Below are 18,456 nucleotides of genomic sequence, written 5' to 3'. Positions count from 1 at the left end.
ACTTTTTCTAAGTCTCACCGCTGACCAAAGTTTACTGTTTGAGACAATACCGCCAACATTTTGGCAACTTCATATTGAGTACCATCAGCCCCACCGCCAGTCTTGGGGAAATATACTCTATTAACATCCGCCTCATTACTAGGAGTCGTAAAAGATTGCTTCAATAATTTATTTTGTTGAACCATCGCTTTATTATTAGTCTCGTACTCTTTACTATTTAAAAAGTTCTTTAATAACCTCTTTTCTTCTTCAATCATCGGCGTCTTAGTAACAGCTACTTTCACATTAGCTTGCTCTGTATTTTGATAACTGTATGTTCCATTCCAAGTACTATTAACAACATATCCTCGTTGCGCAAGGACTGCTGTAACTGTTTTTATTGGATAAAAATTTTGTTGTCTTGATAACTCGTCACTTTTTATAACTTGATTAGTCGACTCATCAATAAATTCAACTTTCTTTAAGAAAAATGTATTATTAACGAGCGTATCTGTACTATTAGCATTCATTAGTTTCGGAACAACTTTAACGGTATACGTTTGAATCTCATCATCCCTATTAAAAAGAATACCTGTAACAGGAATATCACTACTTTCTAAAGTATATCCTTGTTGTCCTAAAGCCTTTAAATCGTCATCTAATTGATAGTTTGCAACTGTTCCGTATTTTCCAGTAATTGTTTTTTCAAACAAGCTTTTACCTGAAATGCTATCAACAAAATTTATTTTTACTTCCTCATCATTGGGGACATATGTGACAGTATATACTTGATCTGTACTATCGTAACTAAGTGTTGTTGTCTCAGGAATTACTTTTATAGATGCTGTATAGCCCTTAATAATTGGAGAATCTGTTTCCGCAAACTTATCTCCATTCAGTGCGGACCAAGAATCTGTTACCTTTTTTGTAACTTCATCAGTAGTGGTTTCATTGACAAAAGTAATTGTTTTTATTATATCTGCAGCTGCTAACGTTCCATTTGTATATTGATAATGGATTGTTTGCTTAATATCTTTTGTAGACTTAACTGTACTTGTTTTATGTTTAAGGTATACATAAAAATTCTGATTCGTTGTGTCGTCTTTATCAAACTGAGAATCTGAATTCAATGTGCTTTTTTCTGCGTCAACTTCATATCCTTGTTGAACATAAGCTTCAATTTGTTTTGTTGGATAATCAATTACCGCATTACTTTTTCCTGTAATTTGAGTAGCTTTTAAAATTTGACCTGTATTCTCATCAACATAATTAATCGTTGCCGTCTGCAATGCTACATAATCCATAGACTCCAACTGAAAAGACTGTGTAGCAGATAAAGCACCTGTTGATGCTATAATAGAAAAAGAATACTGTGGATTTTTTGTATCAACAATACTATCAAGATTCTTATTAAATACAATATCACCTTGTTTTGTATTTAATGTGATTTGCATCATTTTTGTAGAAGCATCGTATTTAATATCAATTTGATGAAATTTTCCATCTGTTAGATTTGCCAGATTCTTAACCGATTCTTTGTCGATTGTTCCATATCCACTTGAGTTTGTTTGAACAAATGCGCCATATGGCGAAGGTAATCCCGTATCTGAATCCCCATCAACTCCATCATTATTCGCATAAGTATCAGCTTTCCAACCAAAAACATTTGGGACACCATAGATACCAACATTACCCCCGTAGATATTACTAGCAGTACTTGTATCACTATATTGGTCCCGTTCCCCTTGATAAAATGCAAAACCTATGCCATCTGCAACAGTGTGCGAAGATGTTGCTAGTCCCACATTTATAGCTCCCTTAATCTCGAATGATTCATTTAAATCTAATACACCATTAAATGTTATATTCCCTACTTGATTAGTAGTTGTTGTAAAAATCTGAATTCCCGTTGAATCATCATAATTATTTATTGCATTACCATTTTGCGTAAAATACTTCAAAAAATTTGCGGGTGTTACAATTGTGTAATTATCATTCGTTGTTATTCTATTTAAATTAGCATCCCCATTAGCAATAGTAGCTGCATGAACATGATTCACAGCCAGCTCTGTCATTGCTAACCCCATCGTTAATCCTGTGATTATAATAACTTTTTCTTTTTTTCCCACTACCTATTTGTCCTCCAGGAACTAATTGTTACCTCCCATGTACCGAATAATATTTACGTTGCTTAATCTCAACTACTTTTTCTCCAAATTCAGCCCAATCAAGTGGTGTAGGTGGCTTTATCCAGATTACTTGGTCTATTTTTTGATAATCCATATACTGATCACTTAAATACAAGTCCGTATCCGCCGTCAATTTATTTGAAACTTCAACATTTATATTCACATAACTTTTAAATAATCTTAGAATATAATCGTTGACATGTGGCCCACCTGAAAAGTCAATACATAACTTAATGTTGTCCTTTAGTGTAAACGGAACACCTGAATACAGCATTGCAAGCATTATATTAAAGTATGTCCTCCTACTATCTGGAACATTCCAATACTCAGACAATGTACCCACTATTTGTTTCACTACACTATCTAAAAACGGATAAACCTCAGCAAAATAGCGCACATTTATTCTGAATTTATCAATTTTTACGTAGCACTCTTTTTCTAAAATAACCTGAGCCACAATTTCATGGCACAATCTATCTAAATTTCTATCATGATGATTATACTTTCTTTGTACTATTACTTTTATCTTATTTTTTACCATATTGTTTATTTTTATGAAGTCAAGTTGTTCTTTTTTTCTAAATGATTCTTTATTTAGGTTCTTCATATTAAAGACTCCAATATAATAATAAAATTGCGCTAAAAATAATTCTTCTTTCTTATCTTTTGTGACTGATAACCAATCTAGCTTAATATAATTTGAAAAATCATCGTTGAGAACTAAACTGTTTTTAGAAATATGCTTACCATTTAAAATTCTCTTTTTAACAATCCACAGCATTAACTCTGCCTTATGTCTTTGTGTATTTGCTAGTCTATCCAAAGTATTACGATTTATAATTACCTTATCTAAGGATGTATCAGCATCATATGGAAAATAGTTAAAAAAATCGAAAATACCATAGAAAAAGTAACGCAACGCTGCTTCTTTATCAAAATCTCCTTTTGATACTACTTCCCTTAAAAGCTCTTCATATTTATTTTTTTGTTGATAAAAATATGATTTTGACCACGAATATTTTATTTCAATCTTCTGAAAGCTTGGAAAGTCCCCACCTTCAAGCGTCTCAAGCATCAAAACTTTTATAGGAGCTAAATCAAAATAGTACTTCTTAATAACATTGAGCAAATATCTAGAGAAGCATTTACTCGGTACAACGATCTTGGTATCTACTACAACGCCGTTATAGTCAGTTAAAAATTTAATATCATTGTTCAAACTATCAATCAAACTTAGAATTTTGTACCGTGACATATCCATTACTTCTTGAAGTGTCCTGATTTCAATCTCGCGATTGGGATTATCCAATATTGCAATAAATAAATTTATTTTTTCATTTTCAAAATCATTCAGTACATTTAAAATTTCCAATATTATCCCCCCACTTAACTATATATATATCGACTTTAAACATCGCTATGTTTTCTTATAGATAACCGTATTACAATACTTTACAAAATAATAAATTAGTTAGTTTAAAATAGTTAAGCTTATAAAAACGTATATATTCCTAATAAAATTTTGTATTATCGAAGTATGTTCCTTAAATTACAAGCTAATAATTGTAATTTTCAACTTATTTCCCGTGCATGACTCTTAATATTATTCTTCTATCTTCATCATTAAGTGGCATACCATGGTATGTCATAGAAACCCTCCTATCACTTATTTCTACACTACTAGCACTGTTATTACGTCCAAGCAAATAGTCAACTGACACATTAAAATAATCCGCTACTTTAGCTAAATCTCTTGCCTTAGGTTGCGTTACCTGCCATCTGTACAATAAATTTTTACTAAAGTTCAGATCTTCAGCCACCTGCTGTAAGTTCTTGTCGTGTTGTCTTGCTAAGTTCCTTATTACTTCAAAGACTGTCATATTAGCACTCCCCTTAAATACTGTAGTATTTTTTTTGGTCTTCCTAATTAGACCAAGATTAGTTAAGCTAATCCAAAAGGATATTTTATATGTTTGTAATATCAAAGTTGAAATTCGTATTACATCATGATAATACCCACAATTATATGTTATTATCTTTTTACACGTGCGGAGTTTTCCATTTTTTAAAAATGTTAAAAATGAAAAACCATTTATTTCGTTCACCTCGCCAACTCCATTATTTTTTTCTATACTCCAAGCAACAAAAGTCCCTGTTTCGCCGCTGTTTTCATACATTTCATGCTTCTATAATCCAAAACATTTATAACTAAATTAAATTAATTTTTTAATTTTGATATATTTAATTGATTATAGTTGTATTACATATTGTAATTCGGTTGTATTACATATTGTAATATCAGCGCGCATTATTTTCAATCAAGAAGTATTATCTACTTTTATGTATCTAAAAACACATTAAAAATAAGGCAAATAGCCCTACTTTTTAGTTTAGACTACATTGCCTTATTTTTATTCTTTTAAATAAATGTTCACTTAGTTCTTTTCTTACAATTTCTTATTAGCAATTCAATTGTCTTTTTAAAAGTTTCCTCTGAACTCATCTTCGTATTACTAAACCAACCACTTCCCACATTACTTACTTCTCCTACAACTAGGTTTCTTAAAGCTCTACTAATTATCAAGTAATCTCCATACTCCAAATTCAGTGGTTCCAATAGCGAATTGAATAGTGCCAAATATTTCTTACGTAATTCTTGTTGCTGTTTCGTTTTTCGTATTTTCTTTCCCGGTGTTGCTAACGCAAGTTGCATTAATGAATAGTGTTCAAGACTATATTTTCTGCATATCAGTCCATATTCAATAATATCTGCTTTATCTCCTAGTTCCCCTAATCTTTTTTGTAATGTTTCAAATAAACCACTATAAAAATAGTCAACCATTGCTACTCTAATTGCACTAACATTTGGATAATAATTATATAGTGCTTGCGAGCGGGTCCCTAAAACCGTCGCTAGTCTGCTAAAAGTTAAAGCTTCCTCAGCATCTATGAGCGAAATTGCTGCCTTTAATATTTTCGTGTGATCTAAAACTTTTAAAGCCATACTGTATCCCCCTATGATATATATTTGATAGCATTATCTATTACTATAGCATAATAAACTTTCTATCAGTTTTAAACAGTTACTTTTAAAAATTAAAAAAATATATACATTTATATTTTAACATTAAAAAATGCCTCTTGGGTATCAATTTTAATATTGAAACCCAAAAGACACTTATTGTTCTTCTATTTGTTATTGCCAAAAAACAGGTAGCTTTTGTTCATATTCTTCTATTTGCTGTTGATATGCCATTGTTATATCAATATCATCATCACCATTAATAAACTTTTGTTTCCAAGTCTGATCAAAATCAAAATGATACTTTTCCTTACCACAGCATACTTCCTGATTAGGTAAATCTATCGTAATTTCTTCTTGAGATGCAATTTTTGCCAAATAATCTCGTGCATTTTGTGGCAGGACAACTGGTAAAATTCCATTTTTTGTACAGTTCATATAAAAAATATCACTATAACCACCTGCAATTATAACTCTAAAGCCCCAATCCTTTAAAGCCCAAGCAGCATGCTCACGAGATGAACCACATCCAAAATTACTTCCTGTAATTAGAATTGACGCCCCTTGCCGCTCAGGTTTGTTTAATTCAAAATCCTTATTTGGCTTACCAGCATCGTCATAACGCCAATCAAAAAACAGTGAATTTGCATATCCTGTTTTCAAAATATTTTTCAAGAATTGTTTTGGGATAATCTGATCTGTATCTATATTGTCATTCATTAACGCAACTGTACGTCCTGTGTGAACTGTAATAGGATCCATTTGTTCTTCCTCCTAGCTAATCTTTCTAATATCTACAAAGTGACCATTAATTCCTGCTGCAGCAACCATTGCAGGACTTGCTAAATGCGTCCGTGCATTTGCACCTTGGCGGCCCTCAAAATTACGATTTGTTGTTGAAGCACAATGAATTCCTGCTGGAATTTTATCTGGATTCATTGCCAAGCATGCTGAACAACCTGGATCTCTCCATTCACAGCCAGCATCAATAAATATTTTATCTAGTCCTAATTTTTCTGCTTGTGTTTTTACAGAACGTGATCCCGGAACAACCCAACCTGTCACATTTGGCGCTAATTTATGCCCCTTAATAACCTCTGCTGCCTTTTTTAAATCTTCCAATCTTCCATTGGTACAAGAGCCTATAAAAATCCATTCTACTGGAATATTTTCTACTTTAATTCCTGGTTCAAGCCCCATATACTCATAGGCTTGTTTTATATTACTATCTGTTATTTTAGGTAATTTCTCACTGAAAGATACTGCCATTGCGGGATTGGTCCCCCATGAAACATATGGTTCAAGTTGTGTTGCATCTACTGTAATAATCTTATCGAAAGCTTCTTCACTATCCGTATATAATTGAGACCAATATGCAATTGCTGCATCCATATCTTCAGGTGCATATTTTCTACCAGCTACATATTCAAAAGTTTTTTCGTCTGGTTTTATAATGCCTACTTTGGCCCCACCTTCAATTGCCATATTTGTAATTGTCATTCGCGCCTCTTGCGATAGGTCTTCAATCGTATCACCATAAAATTCTAAAGCATATCCCACCCCAAAATTTGCACCATATTTAGCAATCAAATGCATAATAATATCTTTAGATGAAACACCTTTAGCTAATTTGCCTTGAATTTTAATTCCCATATTTTTAGGTTTCATTTGCCAAATTGTTTGAGTCGCTAAAACATGCTCTACTTCTGATGTACCAATTCCAAATGCAATTGCACCTAATCCACCATGAGTTGACGTATGCGAATCTCCACAAACAATTATCTTTCCTGGTTGACTTAATCCTAATTGAGGTCCAATTACATGAACAATCCCTTGATCCTTTGCACCAATACCAGCCATTTTAATTCCAAATTCCTGACAATTATTTTGTAATGTCTCTACTTGCAATCTTGATATCTTATCATGGATGTTTTCAATTGAATCTACTGGTGAAGGATTAGTTGGTACATTATGATCAACAGTCGCAAAAGTTTTATCTGGACGTCTAACTTTTCTATTATTTTCACGCAAACCTTCAAATGCTTGCGGTGATGTAACCTCATGTACCAGATGTAAGTCTACATACAACAGCTGCGGTTCCCCTTCATTGCCTTCAATAACATGATTTTGCCATATTTTATCAAAAATTGTACTTGCCATTTTTACTTTCATCCCTTCAAATTTTCAATTATTGCCGCTGTCATTTCAGTTGTCGATGCTTGCCCCCCAATATCTGCTGTTATTATCCCTTCAGCAATTGTTTTTACAATCGCCCTACTAATACGATTAGCTAAATCCTCTCTTTCAAATGAATCTCTTAACATCAACTCAATACTTTGAATCATTGAAAGAGGATTAATTTTATTTTGCTTAGCCAAAGTAGGTGCAGAACCATGAATTGGTTCATATAGGCGAGGGCCTTTAGTTCCTGCACTAGCAGATGGAATAGTGCCTAATGAGCCGGTCAAGACAGCTGCTTCGTCACTTAAAATGTCCCCAAATAAATTAGCTGTAATAATTACATCAAAGAAAGTTGGTTCTGTAATTATTTTCATCGCAGTCGCATCAACATACATATAATCAACTGTAGTATCTGGATAATCTTGGCTAAACTTTTCTGCTGTCTTTCGCCACAAACGTGAAGTAGCTAAAACATTTGCTTTATCTACAATAGTGACATGTTTTTTACGTCTTTGTGCCATCTCAAATCCAACTTTTAAAATCCGCGTAATTTCTTCTAGCGTATAACTTGTAGTATCCACTGCATAATCTTTTTCTTCTACCCTTGGTGTTCCAAAATATATTCCACTAGTTAATTCGCGTACAATAACGAAATCTGTTCCACTAATAATATCTTGTTTTAAAGGTGAATGGTTTTCTAGCGCTTTGATTACTTTAGTTGGACGAATGTTAGCAAACAACCCTAACTCATTTCGAATTTGCAGCAACCCTTTTTCTGGTGAATTCGTTTCTTTTTCCCATTTTGGTCCACCAATTGCACTTAATAAAACTGCATCAGCTTTTTTACATCCAGCTACTGTTTCTTTAGGTAAAGGTTCACCAACTGCATCAATTGCTTCACCTCCAAAATAATATTGATTTAATTCATATTCAAAATCAGTATTTTGGCTAACAGCATCTAAAACAGCTAAACCTGCTTGCATCATTTCAGGACCCGAATAATCACCTTGCAAAATCGCAATTTTTTTCTTTTCCATTATCTATTACAAACCCTTCTCTTAAATTATTTTATTATTTGTTTCAGGGCCAAAAAGAAAAACAACTGCCCCAGCAATAAAAGCAAAAATTCCAATAGTAGTAAAAATCATTCCCGAATCAGTAACTGTTAACATCCAAGCAACTGCATAAGGCATTCCAACTGTTACTAACTTTGAAATACCATTAGCAACACCTGCCCCACGAAAACGATATCTAGTTGAAAAAAGTTCTGATGTATATACAGCAACAACTGAAGCCATCAAAATATAAAAACAGGTTGTCAACAAAAAGCCATTTATCATAACACCGATAGCTGTTGTTTCATGACCATACATAACTCCCAAGATTGCTGCAGAAATAAAAGCAGCTACAATTGTTGGCTTTCTTCCTACTCGATCAACAATCATTGCACCAATAAATGCACCAACAGGAGCACCTATCATCATAACGGTTGAAAAGCCTAATGACGAAACAATATCAATTCCTTGTTTAACTAACAATGTTGGTACCCATGAAGTAAACGTATATTGACAAACAATGGTTGCTGTAACAGCAACAATAGCTACAAATAAATTTCTAATAAAGTGGTTATCCATCTCATTTGCCTTTGTATAATCTATTACTTCTTCATCTGTATGTTCTGGTTTAATACCATTTTCCTTCATTTCCATTTCAATTTCTGAAATAGTGTCTTCTGCCGCCCCATAGTTTCCATGTGTTATATTCCAACGTGGAGATTCTGGCAAACTGCGTCTAAAATACCATAAAACAAGTGCTAAACTTCCTGAAATAATAAACATAACTCGCCAAGTAAACAGCGGTATTAAGATTGTACATAATAATAAAGTAATTGGCGCTCCGCAATTAGCTACAAACGATGTCATCGCACACCATCTTCCCCGTTGTTTAACAGGTGCAAACTCATTAATCATTGCATATCCTGTAACTATCTCAGTGCCTAAGCCAATACTTGCAATCAAGCGACAGGCAATTAAAAACATCATATTAGGCGCAAAAGCACCAATCAATGTAAAAAAGCCAAAAACAATTAAATTTAACTGATATGCTTTCTTACGTCCAAAAAAATCACCAACTAATCCAGCTGTAATCGAACCGATAAATAAACCTAAAAAACCTACAGAAAGAAAAGTTGAATTTAAGGCCAATGTTGACCATTTTTCCTTTAATAAATAACTGCTAACTCCACTTGCTAAATATACATCAATTGCGTCAAGAAACATTCCTGCTGCAACCAATACAAAAACTCTTTTGAAAGTTGGTGTCACTTGAACCTTATCAATTCGTGTTCGTAACTGTTCTTCTTTTGTTCTATCATTTATTTGTTGATTAATCGTTTGCTCCATTACTGATTCCCTCCAATAAAAAATACCCAAATTCCTTAAATCAAGAAATAGGGTATTAATCTTACAAATTATCAGCAATGCAATAATTCTTTCTCAATCAAGCCCTATCTCTTCTACATCAAACAGGACTTGACCAAAATGTCAAAGTCCTTCTATGGTAGTAGCAATAGGGCTAGTAAGCTTTCAACACTTACAATCTTACTTTGTTTTTTAACTGCTATCACTTAAAGGACTCCTCTCGAAAATTAGTTTATGATGATAAGTATAATCTAAATTTAAAGTATGTCAATGAAATATATTGATTTTTTTGAACATTCCAAAATTAGAATTATTATAGTATCTTATTCCATTGGAGAATAGGTTGAAAAAGACTTAAAACGCTAAAAATTAATCTTCTGCGTTCTAAGTCTCGTAGTTTATTACTAACGTAAAATATCAATTAGATTCCGTTTTGATGCTTGGGTTGCTGGTAAGATACCAAAAATTATTCCTACTGCTGATGAAACACCAAATGCTAATAAGAAATTGCTAAATGTAACCACCGCATGGATATGGTACGGTATTGCTAACGAAATAACACTTGAAATCCCCCATCCAATCAAGAATCCAGTAATTCCGCCACTTACCGTTAGCATTACTGCTTCTAGTAAAAACTGCCATAAAATATTCTTCTGGGTTGCACCAACAGCCAAACGAATACCAATTTCTTGGGTTCTTTCAGAAACTGAAATATACATCATATTCATTACTCCAATACCTGCAATGAAAAGTGAAATTCCTGCAATTGCACTAATGAAATATGTTAAAACATCCATTATAGTTGAAATAGACTTCAAAATAGCCCCTTCATCAAAATATGAATAACTTCCAAGATGGCGGTTTTCGCCGTGCTTTTTTAAGTATTTGACTACTTTTTTGGTAACGCTAGATGCACCATTTCCCTTAGCTACTGTTAATTTCAAAGTGTTACTCTGATCCATTTTTTTACCTGCATAGTAGGTTTTCTTCGAAACTAAAAAGTTAGCACTGTATTTTGTATAACTTTCGGATTTATAAATCCCCTTCACTTTATACGAAATACCATTAATAATAACAGCTGTTCCAATAGCATTTTGACTATATTTATAGATTTTTTTAGCATAATCACTACTCAATAGAATTACTTTCTGATTTAAATCTAAATCACTTTGCGTCAAATTATGACCATACTTTAACTTGCTATTAGGCATTGGCTTTTTCAAAAGTGTTACCGTTCCACTAAGTGTTGCATTTCCAACACTCACATCACTTACAGAAATATCACTAGAATCTTTTTTAAATTTAACCTGTGTCAATTGTTTAGAAAACTGTTGTTTTATCTTTGCAATATCGCTTGTAGTGAATCCCTGTGTAGAGTCTTCCTTGCCACTAAAAGTAATTTGCGTTGTTTGTTCACCAGAGTTACTTGTTTTAAACTCTGAAATCATTTTTTGTTTAACGCCATTGCCTAAAGCTATTATCGTGATAACCGATGCAATTCCAATGACAATCCCAATCATTGTCAACAAACTTCGTCGCTTGTTCGCTAATAATGATTTAAATGCTACTTTAAATAAATCACTATAGTTCATTATTCTCCCTCCGTATCCGAAATCAAACGTCCATCAAGAATCGTTAATAGCCGATCCATTTGTTTGCCAACATTAGGATCATGCGTCACAATAATTATTGTTGTATGATTGAGCGTATTTAGTTGTTTGAATAATGCCATTATTTCGGCAGATGTTTGACTATCTAAAGCACCTGTAGGTTCATCTGCTATTAAAAAGGTGGGATTTCCTACAATTGCACGTGCAATTGATACTCTTTGTTGTTGACCACCTGAAAGTTGCGAGGGAATACTCTTTTCATAGCCCCCAAGACCCACTTTTTCTAAAACTTCACTAACTCGCTGCGTAACTTCTTTTTTCTTTACACCAGCATACATTAGCGGCAAAGCAACATTTTCCGCAACACTCAAATTATTAATCAACTTAAAATTTTGGAAAACAAAACCAACATTCTTGTTCCGTAAATATGTGAATTTCTTATTCGTATAATGAACAATATTGTCTTCTTTGAAGACATAGTCTCCTTTATATTCACGATCCAAAAAACCAATAATATTAATTAGGGTTGATTTTCCTGAACCTGATTGTCCCATAATCCCAACAAATTCACCTTGCTGAATATCTAACGTTATGTCATGTAAGATATGGACTTCTTGTTCACCTTGTTTATAGTATTTATTAATATTTTTCAAAGAAATCATTGTGGCCACTTCTCCCCCGTTTTAAGCTTGTTGTCAGGGTTAGTGATTACCTTTTGACCAGCTGTGAGACCCGTTTTTACCACATATGTTCCGTCTTCATTTTTACCTGAAACCTTTTGGCCCACTATCTTGTTATTTTTAACTACATAAACTTTTCCATGATAAACACTACTCTTTGAAATCACTACTCCACTTTGTGGGACAGTAACTTTTACCGTCTGACCATCAATAAATTTGCTACCATCTAAGTCAGCATACACGTTATATTTTGAACCAGCTGCTGAATTTGTACTTGTTGGATGTAGTGATACTAAAGTAACAATCGTGTCTTGTTTTTTACCTGTTGCAACAGCTTTAACACTTACGCTAGCTTCTGTTTTCACCTTAGCATAATCATATTCGGAAACTTGTGCAATAACTTGTAAGTCAGTTGAGGCTACAGTTACTTTAGCATTGCCACTGTTGTCATATGTTATTGTTACATTTCCTGCAAATGGGGCCGTAGCACTAGGTGAAACTTCATCTGAAACCTGATTTATCTTAGTTTGTGTGGAAGAAATGCTATCATTAGCATCATCCAAACTATCGCTAGCACTCGTTACATCATTTTGGGCATCTGTATATCCATCATCACTTTTTTGTAGTTTACTCAATGTATTTTTTGCTGTTTGCAACTTTTGTGTGGCTTCCGTTTTCTCACGTTGTTCCTTAGCCAATGTTGTTTTCAACTCTGCCAACTGTGTTGCGTTAGTTTGATTATATGTAGTGTATAGAACTTGGCCTGATGTAACTTGCTGACCGTCTTCGACCTTCATTGCCGCCAAGTTTTTCTTGGTAACTGAAAAACTGCGCTGTTCCTTAGGACTCACTCGCCCACTTAGCGTTAGTGCTGTTACCTTCTCCGCTTTTTCTGTACTATATTTATTTGTTTGCTTATTCTCCGTACTCTTTTGTGTATGTCCGCGCCATAGTAAAACTGCTCCAATTATCACAAAAAAAACGACTAACCCTACAACCGTTACCTTTACTTTTTTCATACTAAATTACCCCATCCTAACTATGTAATTTCCCGTTTCATGATAGCATATTTATCTTCAAAAATCTGCTCATCTAGCATAAACTGTCCCTGAATCAACGCGAATGGTTCACTCTCACTCTTTATTTGAATGTAGCAAAAAAGCCATCTAATCTACAAATTCATACGTTAGGAACCTTCATATGGTTAAATAGCAACTAATCCTTGAAAATTACTATATATTTTGTAGTTTAGAAAGCTTTTTAATAAAATCTATCTAATTATTCAACTGTAACACTCTTAGCTAAATTACGTGGTTTATCTACATCGTATCCCCGTTGAATACTTGCATAGTAAGCTAATAACTGAGCTGGTACAATCGCAACTAATGCTGAAAGAAGCGGTGTAATCTCTGGTAATACAATTTGATCTGTTGGCGTTGCAACTTCTCGACTTGCAATATACAGAATATTTGCTCCACGAGCCTTTACTTCTTGTGCATTACTTCTTGTATGCGCAGCTGTTCTTTTATCTGTAATAATTGCAATCACAGGTGTATTTTCCTGAATTAAAGCAATTGTTCCATGCTTTAATTCTCCAGATGCGAAACCTTCTGTTTGAATATAGGAAACTTCTTTTAATTTTAAAGCAGCTTCTTGCACAATAGCATAATCCATTGCACGTCCTATATAAAATGCATTTCGGGTATCTTTTAATAAAGCTGCTGCAATCTTTTCAATTTCACTTTTTTCATCAACTAATTCTTGCATACCATTGGCTGCTTTAGTTAATTCACCTGCTACATCAAAGTCTTTAATCGTAGGAACATTGTTATGAACACCTAATGCTTTTGCTAAAATTGCTTCTAATGCAATTTGACCTGTATATGCTTTAGTAGAAGCAACTGCAATTTCTGGTCCAGCATATAATAATAATGTATATGTTGCTTCTCGTGATAGAGTTGAATTCATAACATTTGTTATTGTTAAGCTTGGATAACCATCTTTATTTACCTGTGCTAAAACTTGACGACTATCTGCTGTTTCACCACTTTGTGTTAAAAAGATAAAGAAAGGCTTCTTCGATAACAATGGTGTATTATAACCAAACTCAGATGCAACATGCACCTCTGTTGGCACTTTAACTAATTTTTCAAATAGTTCTTTACCCACAAGACCAGCATGATAACTTGTTCCTGCAGCTACAATATATAAACGATCAGCTGCAGACATCTCTTTAAGTAAATCTTGATCAATCTTGATTGAGCCATCTGCTGCAATATATTCTTTGATAAGATTGCGCATCACACCAGGTTGTTCATCAATTTCTTTTAGCATGTAATATGGATAAGCACCCTTTTGTGCTTGCGCTGGATCTGTATCCACATGGAATGGCTTGCGCTGCATAATTTCACCAGCTGGATTTTTAATAACAATTGAGTTAGGTTTTACAATTACAATTTCACCATCAACCAGTTCAATAAAATCATGCGTTTCCTTTAACATTGCAATTGCATCGCTACATACAACATTAAAGCCGTCTCCAACTCCGATTAACAATGGACTTTTGTTTTTTGCAACAAAAAGTGTATCAGGGTCTTTGCGATCAAGTAGTAAAAATGAGTATGATGAACTTTCATCAACTAAACTTAAAACTTTTTTGAAGGCTGACTCTGTGTCCAAGCCTTCACGTGCAAATTTAGCAACTAACTGAACAATAACTTCTGTATCTGTCTCACTTACTAAAGTTACATCTTGTAAATATTCTTCTTTCAATTCAGTAAAATTACCAATAACACCATTATGAACTAAATAATACCGCTTATCGTTTGATACATGTGGGTGTGCATTTTCCTTGCTTGGTACACCATGAGTAGCCCACCGTGTATGCCCAATTCCAGTTGAGCCGTGAACATCTGCTCCTACTTCAGCTCGTAAATCAGCGATACGCCCTTTTTCTTTAACCAAGTAATCTGTTCCAGCTTGATCATTGACATAAATACCGGCTGAATCATAGCCTCGATACTCTAATTGTTCTAAACCGCCCAATAAAATTTCAACAGCATCTGGATTACCTGTGACACCAACAATTCCACACATAAGAATCAACCTTTCATTTCTTTAAATATTATCTTTCTAAAATTGGTATATACAATTTAAAGGAGTTATCCCTTTGTATAAACGCTTTAAACATAAATAATATAATCTTTTATTCAATGGTTGTCAAGTAGAATTGGTATACCTTATTAATTCGTAAATATTTCATTTAAAAACTGATTGGCCAAAAGTTCTTGAATTTGTTTTGTCGTTCCCTTTTCAAAAATCTTTGTATTTTCACTATTCATAACAATAGCGCTACTAATTATGCCTAATGCCTTTTGCTCAAATGGAGTAATTTCTTTTGGAGCAATCATAAATGTATAGCGTGAAACCGCCATTTTTTCTTTATCCATGCCTAACATCTCGATAGATTGCGTTAATTCAAAAACAGCAAAGTAGCATCGTTTTACTGCTGCGTTACTAGTATGCAATAACGCTAGCTTCGTGTCAGGAATTCCAATAGGTGCCAATTCAATGCGATGGACTAATGCATTTTTGACTTGTTCTTTATCTGAGATAAGGTTATCATCTAGCACATCCAATACAGTTACAATAGAATCAGTAATATTGTCACTTTCCTTTTTTATTTCATGGACTTTAGTGTTCCTAACTAGTTCTGCTGTTAATCTTGTGTACTCATATAACTGATCAAGTTTCTCTGAAGCATTCTTTCGTTTTACAAAAGTACTTTTAACATCATCATAATCTGGTCGTTGGTAGTTATTCAAGTAATCTTTTAGCCTTGCGACTTCATCATCTAATAGTAGAGGACTTACAATCTGATATTCTCTTGGAAACCCTGGTAACTCTAAAGTAGCTAAAATAAGATCATATTTTTTAATATCTAATTGGGCTAATTGAGCTAAATGTGAAATATCAATTTTTTTTACTTCTGGCAGTTCCTTTTTTAGTCTACTAGCTAAAATATTGGCTGTTCCAATTCCATTTTCGCAAACAATTAACGCGGCTACATCTCGCACGTAATTCCTATTTGTATATTCATTTGCAAAATATAATAATAATAGTTGGTATTCAGGAATTACTAGATGAATATCAAATGTTTTACTCCAACAATTAAGAATCGCATTATAGAGTGCTTTATATTTAACTGTTAAGTTTTGCAGCGTCTCAATATGCCCGTTTGGTAAACGTTCTTTACTATTCTTTTCTAGATTTAAAATATGGCGCAATAATCGCTTAAAAAAATCTGGATTACGTTGGAAATTCCAACCAAACTCATCAGAAACGTTTCGAATAAACTCGCGGACTTGCAAAGAAACTGGTAACTCTGTTTCTTCTACTAAATCAAAATCCTGTACCGTATAATCTCTTAATTCAATTTGACTAGCAATATATAATGCTTCATCCGTCGTTAAGTTAGTGCGCATATCCGCTAAAAAAGCTGCAAATAACTCATAAACTTTAGCAATATAACGTAAACTATCCTTATTCTTTTTTACTTTCACATGATTGCCTTGTTGTGCACGATAGATACTGATTGCTGTAATTAGTATCAATTGAATCATTTTCCTATCTGAAGCAATTTCAATAACAGGAAAAATCACTTTCTGCAAGCCTCTATAGACTTCCTGTAATAATTCACGTGGTAACAAACCGGCAAATAAGCTGTGTACTTGCCTAACTTCTTCATCTGTTTGAACATAGCGTAAAAAATAATACTCATTTAATTCATTCATCAAAATTCCACATAAAACTTGACGTCGCATTTTTTCTGAACCTACAACATAAACACCAACGCCTTTTTGTTTCGTAATCTGCAGATTATATTTTTGTAATGAATCTTCTATTTTAGTTAGATCACGCTGAATTGTACCTTCACTAACATCTAAATCCAAAGCAAACGTAATTATTTTCTCAGGCTGGTTTTCTAGTAATAATCGACTTGCTAAGACGTTTTCTCTTCGTCCTGTTGAAATATTATCTGTTGTCTGTTGCTTTGAAACATCTGGCAATATACTGCCTACTGCACCTGTAAGTTTATATGATCCATTTACATTTTCAATTTCAATATTTTGACTTTGCAAATATAATTTCAAATCAGAAAATTCACGATAGATTGTGCGGCGACTAACTTTGAGTAAAAATTCAATTGTTTTTAATGACACGCCATTTTCATTTTCAGTCAAGACCGTTAACAGTTTCTGTTGACGTGCCGTCAGTTTTACCATAAAAATTCTCCTTATCTCATTTTTATATAAATTTTATACTTTAACGCCTAATTATAGTTCATTTTGAAAAGCAAAGCTATTTTAATATTCTTTCAATAAAACGGTTTATCCGCTATTACATTAACTTTATGGAACTGCAATCATATTCATTGAATTCCTGAATCATTCATGTTACTTTATAAATAACATCAAAAAGAATTATATTATTCATATTGGAGGTTCTATCTATGAAATATGGAATTACTGCATCAACTGGCAAATTTGGTCAAAAAGCTGTTACCTTCCTTTCCGATCTTGTTGATAAAACAGATATTGTGGCATTTGCAAGAAATACCAAAAAAGCTACTGAGATTTTACCTACTGGTATCGAAATCCGTCAAGCTGACTATACAGATGAAGCTAGTTTAGAAAAAGCTTTTAATGGTATTGATCGTTTGCTGTTTATCTCATCTCTTCCTGGTGGTGATTATCCACGTGACAAACAACATTTGAATGTCGTCCAAGCTGCTAAAGCTGCTGGCGTTGGATTCATTGCATATACTAGTTTCCCCCATGCAAACCAAGCTGAGAGTCCTCTTGCAGCTGACCATAAAATTACTGAAAATGCACTATTAGACAGCGGAATTGCCCACTCTTTTTTAAGAAATAACTGGTATCTAGAAAATCAAAAAGACCTCATCAAAGGTGCTCTTTCAGGTCAACCATTCCTATATTCAGCTGGTGAAGGCCGTGTTGGCTGGGCTCTAGAAAGGGAGTATGCTGAAGGAGCAGTTAAAGTACTAATTCACGATAATCCTAAAGAGATCTATGAATTTGCTGGTCCAGCTTTAACCTTTGCTGAACTGGGTGAAACTATCAAAAAAATTTCAAATAATCCCTTTGCTATCAAATCACTATCAGATGATAAATACCGCCAAGAACTTGAAAAAAACGGTCTCGGTGAAGCTGCAGATGTAATTTTAATGATTGAAAAACTAATTCGCGATGGTGAATTAACCGAAAAAACGAGTGATTTAACAGATATTTTAGGCCGTAAACTTACACCATTAACAGAGGCTATCTCTGAAATCTAACTATGAAGAGAGGCGAA

The 18,456-nt window shown here is 33.6% G+C and carries 14 protein-coding genes; 1 reads left to right on the top strand and 13 read right to left on the bottom strand.

All coding sequences use genetic code 11. From position 1 onward, the window contains the following. Window positions 1-14: 14 nt before the first annotated feature. The 13 genes from LB941_RS00475 to LB941_RS00415 all read right to left on the bottom strand — a co-directional run bounded on the left by LB941_RS00475 (window position 15) and on the right by LB941_RS00415 (window position 17,366). A complete protein-coding gene (locus LB941_RS00475) occupies window positions 15-2,108 on the bottom strand; it encodes a lectin-like domain-containing protein (RefSeq protein ID WP_253358510.1) in 2,094 nt (697 codons plus the stop codon). A gap of 28 nt (window positions 2,109-2,136) precedes the next feature. Then, on the bottom strand, window positions 2,137-3,540 hold the full coding sequence (locus LB941_RS00470; protein ID WP_253358508.1) for a hypothetical protein: 1,404 nt from the start codon (window positions 3,538-3,540) through the stop codon (window positions 2,137-2,139). A 205-nt stretch (window positions 3,541-3,745) separates the two neighbouring features. Then, window positions 3,746-4,048, bottom strand: coding sequence for a helix-turn-helix domain-containing protein (locus LB941_RS12575; protein ID WP_425270466.1), 303 nt, complete (start codon window positions 4,046-4,048; stop codon window positions 3,746-3,748). Between the two features lie 551 nt (window positions 4,049-4,599). After that, complete coding sequence (locus LB941_RS00460) at window positions 4,600-5,172, bottom strand: TetR/AcrR family transcriptional regulator (protein ID WP_253358504.1); 573 nt, start codon at window positions 5,170-5,172, stop codon at window positions 4,600-4,602. 192 nt (window positions 5,173-5,364) lie between these two features. Then, a complete protein-coding gene (leuD, locus tag LB941_RS00455; protein WP_253358502.1) occupies window positions 5,365-5,952 on the bottom strand; it encodes a 3-isopropylmalate dehydratase small subunit in 588 nt (195 codons plus the stop codon). A gap of 12 nt (window positions 5,953-5,964) precedes the next feature. Then, complete coding sequence (gene leuC, locus LB941_RS00450) at window positions 5,965-7,350, bottom strand: 3-isopropylmalate dehydratase large subunit (protein WP_253358500.1); 1,386 nt, start codon at window positions 7,348-7,350, stop codon at window positions 5,965-5,967. A gap of 8 nt (window positions 7,351-7,358) precedes the next feature. Then, window positions 7,359-8,408, bottom strand: coding sequence for a 3-isopropylmalate dehydrogenase (gene leuB / locus LB941_RS00445; protein WP_253358499.1), 1,050 nt, complete (start codon window positions 8,406-8,408; stop codon window positions 7,359-7,361). 21 nt (window positions 8,409-8,429) lie between these two features. Next, window positions 8,430-9,773 (bottom strand): MFS transporter, encoded by a 1,344-nt coding sequence (locus tag LB941_RS00440; RefSeq protein ID WP_253358498.1) that lies wholly within the window; start codon window positions 9,771-9,773, stop codon window positions 8,430-8,432. A gap of 422 nt (window positions 9,774-10,195) precedes the next feature. Beyond that, window positions 10,196-11,383: an ABC transporter permease gene (locus LB941_RS00435; RefSeq protein ID WP_253358496.1), complete on the bottom strand. Its 1,188-nt coding sequence runs from the start codon at window positions 11,381-11,383 to the stop codon at window positions 10,196-10,198. Beyond that, window positions 11,383-12,063, bottom strand: a complete 681-nt coding sequence (locus tag LB941_RS00430; RefSeq protein ID WP_253358493.1) for an ABC transporter ATP-binding protein — start codon at window positions 12,061-12,063, stop codon at window positions 11,383-11,385. Before LB941_RS00430 ends, LB941_RS00435 begins: the two co-directional genes overlap by 1 nt. Continuing rightward, the gene (locus tag LB941_RS00425; RefSeq protein ID WP_253358491.1) at window positions 12,060-13,100 is read right to left on the bottom strand and encodes an efflux RND transporter periplasmic adaptor subunit; all 1,041 of its coding nucleotides are present in this window, start codon (window positions 13,098-13,100) and stop codon (window positions 12,060-12,062) included. Before LB941_RS00425 ends, LB941_RS00430 begins: the two co-directional genes overlap by 4 nt. A gap of 259 nt (window positions 13,101-13,359) precedes the next feature. Next, a complete protein-coding gene (gene glmS / locus LB941_RS00420) occupies window positions 13,360-15,177 on the bottom strand; it encodes a glutamine--fructose-6-phosphate transaminase (isomerizing) (RefSeq protein WP_253358489.1) in 1,818 nt (605 codons plus the stop codon). A gap of 146 nt (window positions 15,178-15,323) precedes the next feature. Then, a complete protein-coding gene (locus tag LB941_RS00415; protein ID WP_253358487.1) occupies window positions 15,324-17,366 on the bottom strand; it encodes a BglG family transcription antiterminator in 2,043 nt (680 codons plus the stop codon). 227 nt (window positions 17,367-17,593) lie between these two features. On the opposite strand from LB941_RS00415, the gene LB941_RS00410 reads away from it, so the two are divergent. Beyond that, window positions 17,594-18,439 (top strand): SDR family oxidoreductase, encoded by an 846-nt coding sequence (locus tag LB941_RS00410; RefSeq protein ID WP_253358485.1) that lies wholly within the window; start codon window positions 17,594-17,596, stop codon window positions 18,437-18,439. Window positions 18,440-18,456 lie beyond the last annotated feature (17 nt).

Source organism: Ligilactobacillus ubinensis (assembly GCF_024160875.1).
Lineage (GTDB): Bacteria > Bacillota > Bacilli > Lactobacillales > Lactobacillaceae > Ligilactobacillus > Ligilactobacillus ubinensis.
This window is presented reverse-complemented; position numbering and strand designations above follow the sequence as displayed.

Excerpts from the sequence above, each read along its gene's own strand:
- glmS (WP_253358489.1), bottom strand. The coding sequence starts at position 15,177 with ATGTGTGGAATTGTTGGTGTCACAGGTAATCCAGATGCTGTTGAAATT.
- LB941_RS00410 (WP_253358485.1), top strand. The coding sequence starts at position 17,594 with ATGAAATATGGAATTACTGCATCAACTGGCAAATTTGGTCAAAAAGCT.
- leuD (WP_253358502.1), bottom strand. The coding sequence starts at position 5,952 with ATGGATCCTATTACAGTTCACACAGGACGTACAGTTGCGTTAATGAAT.
- LB941_RS00460 (WP_253358504.1), bottom strand. The coding sequence starts at position 5,172 with ATGGCTTTAAAAGTTTTAGATCACACGAAAATATTAAAGGCAGCAATT.
- LB941_RS12575 (WP_425270466.1), bottom strand. The coding sequence starts at position 4,048 with ATGACAGTCTTTGAAGTAATAAGGAACTTAGCAAGACAACACGACAAG.
- leuC (WP_253358500.1), bottom strand. The coding sequence starts at position 7,350 with ATGGCAAGTACAATTTTTGATAAAATATGGCAAAATCATGTTATTGAA.
- leuB (WP_253358499.1), bottom strand. The coding sequence starts at position 8,408 with ATGGAAAAGAAAAAAATTGCGATTTTGCAAGGTGATTATTCGGGTCCT.
- LB941_RS00435 (WP_253358496.1), bottom strand. The coding sequence starts at position 11,383 with ATGAACTATAGTGATTTATTTAAAGTAGCATTTAAATCATTATTAGCG.
- LB941_RS00415 (WP_253358487.1), bottom strand. The coding sequence starts at position 17,366 with ATGGTAAAACTGACGGCACGTCAACAGAAACTGTTAACGGTCTTGACT.
- LB941_RS00425 (WP_253358491.1), bottom strand. The coding sequence starts at position 13,100 with ATGAAAAAAGTAAAGGTAACGGTTGTAGGGTTAGTCGTTTTTTTTGTG.
- LB941_RS00440 (WP_253358498.1), bottom strand. The coding sequence starts at position 9,773 with ATGGAGCAAACGATTAATCAACAAATAAATGATAGAACAAAAGAAGAA.
- LB941_RS00430 (WP_253358493.1), bottom strand. The coding sequence starts at position 12,063 with ATGATTTCTTTGAAAAATATTAATAAATACTATAAACAAGGTGAACAA.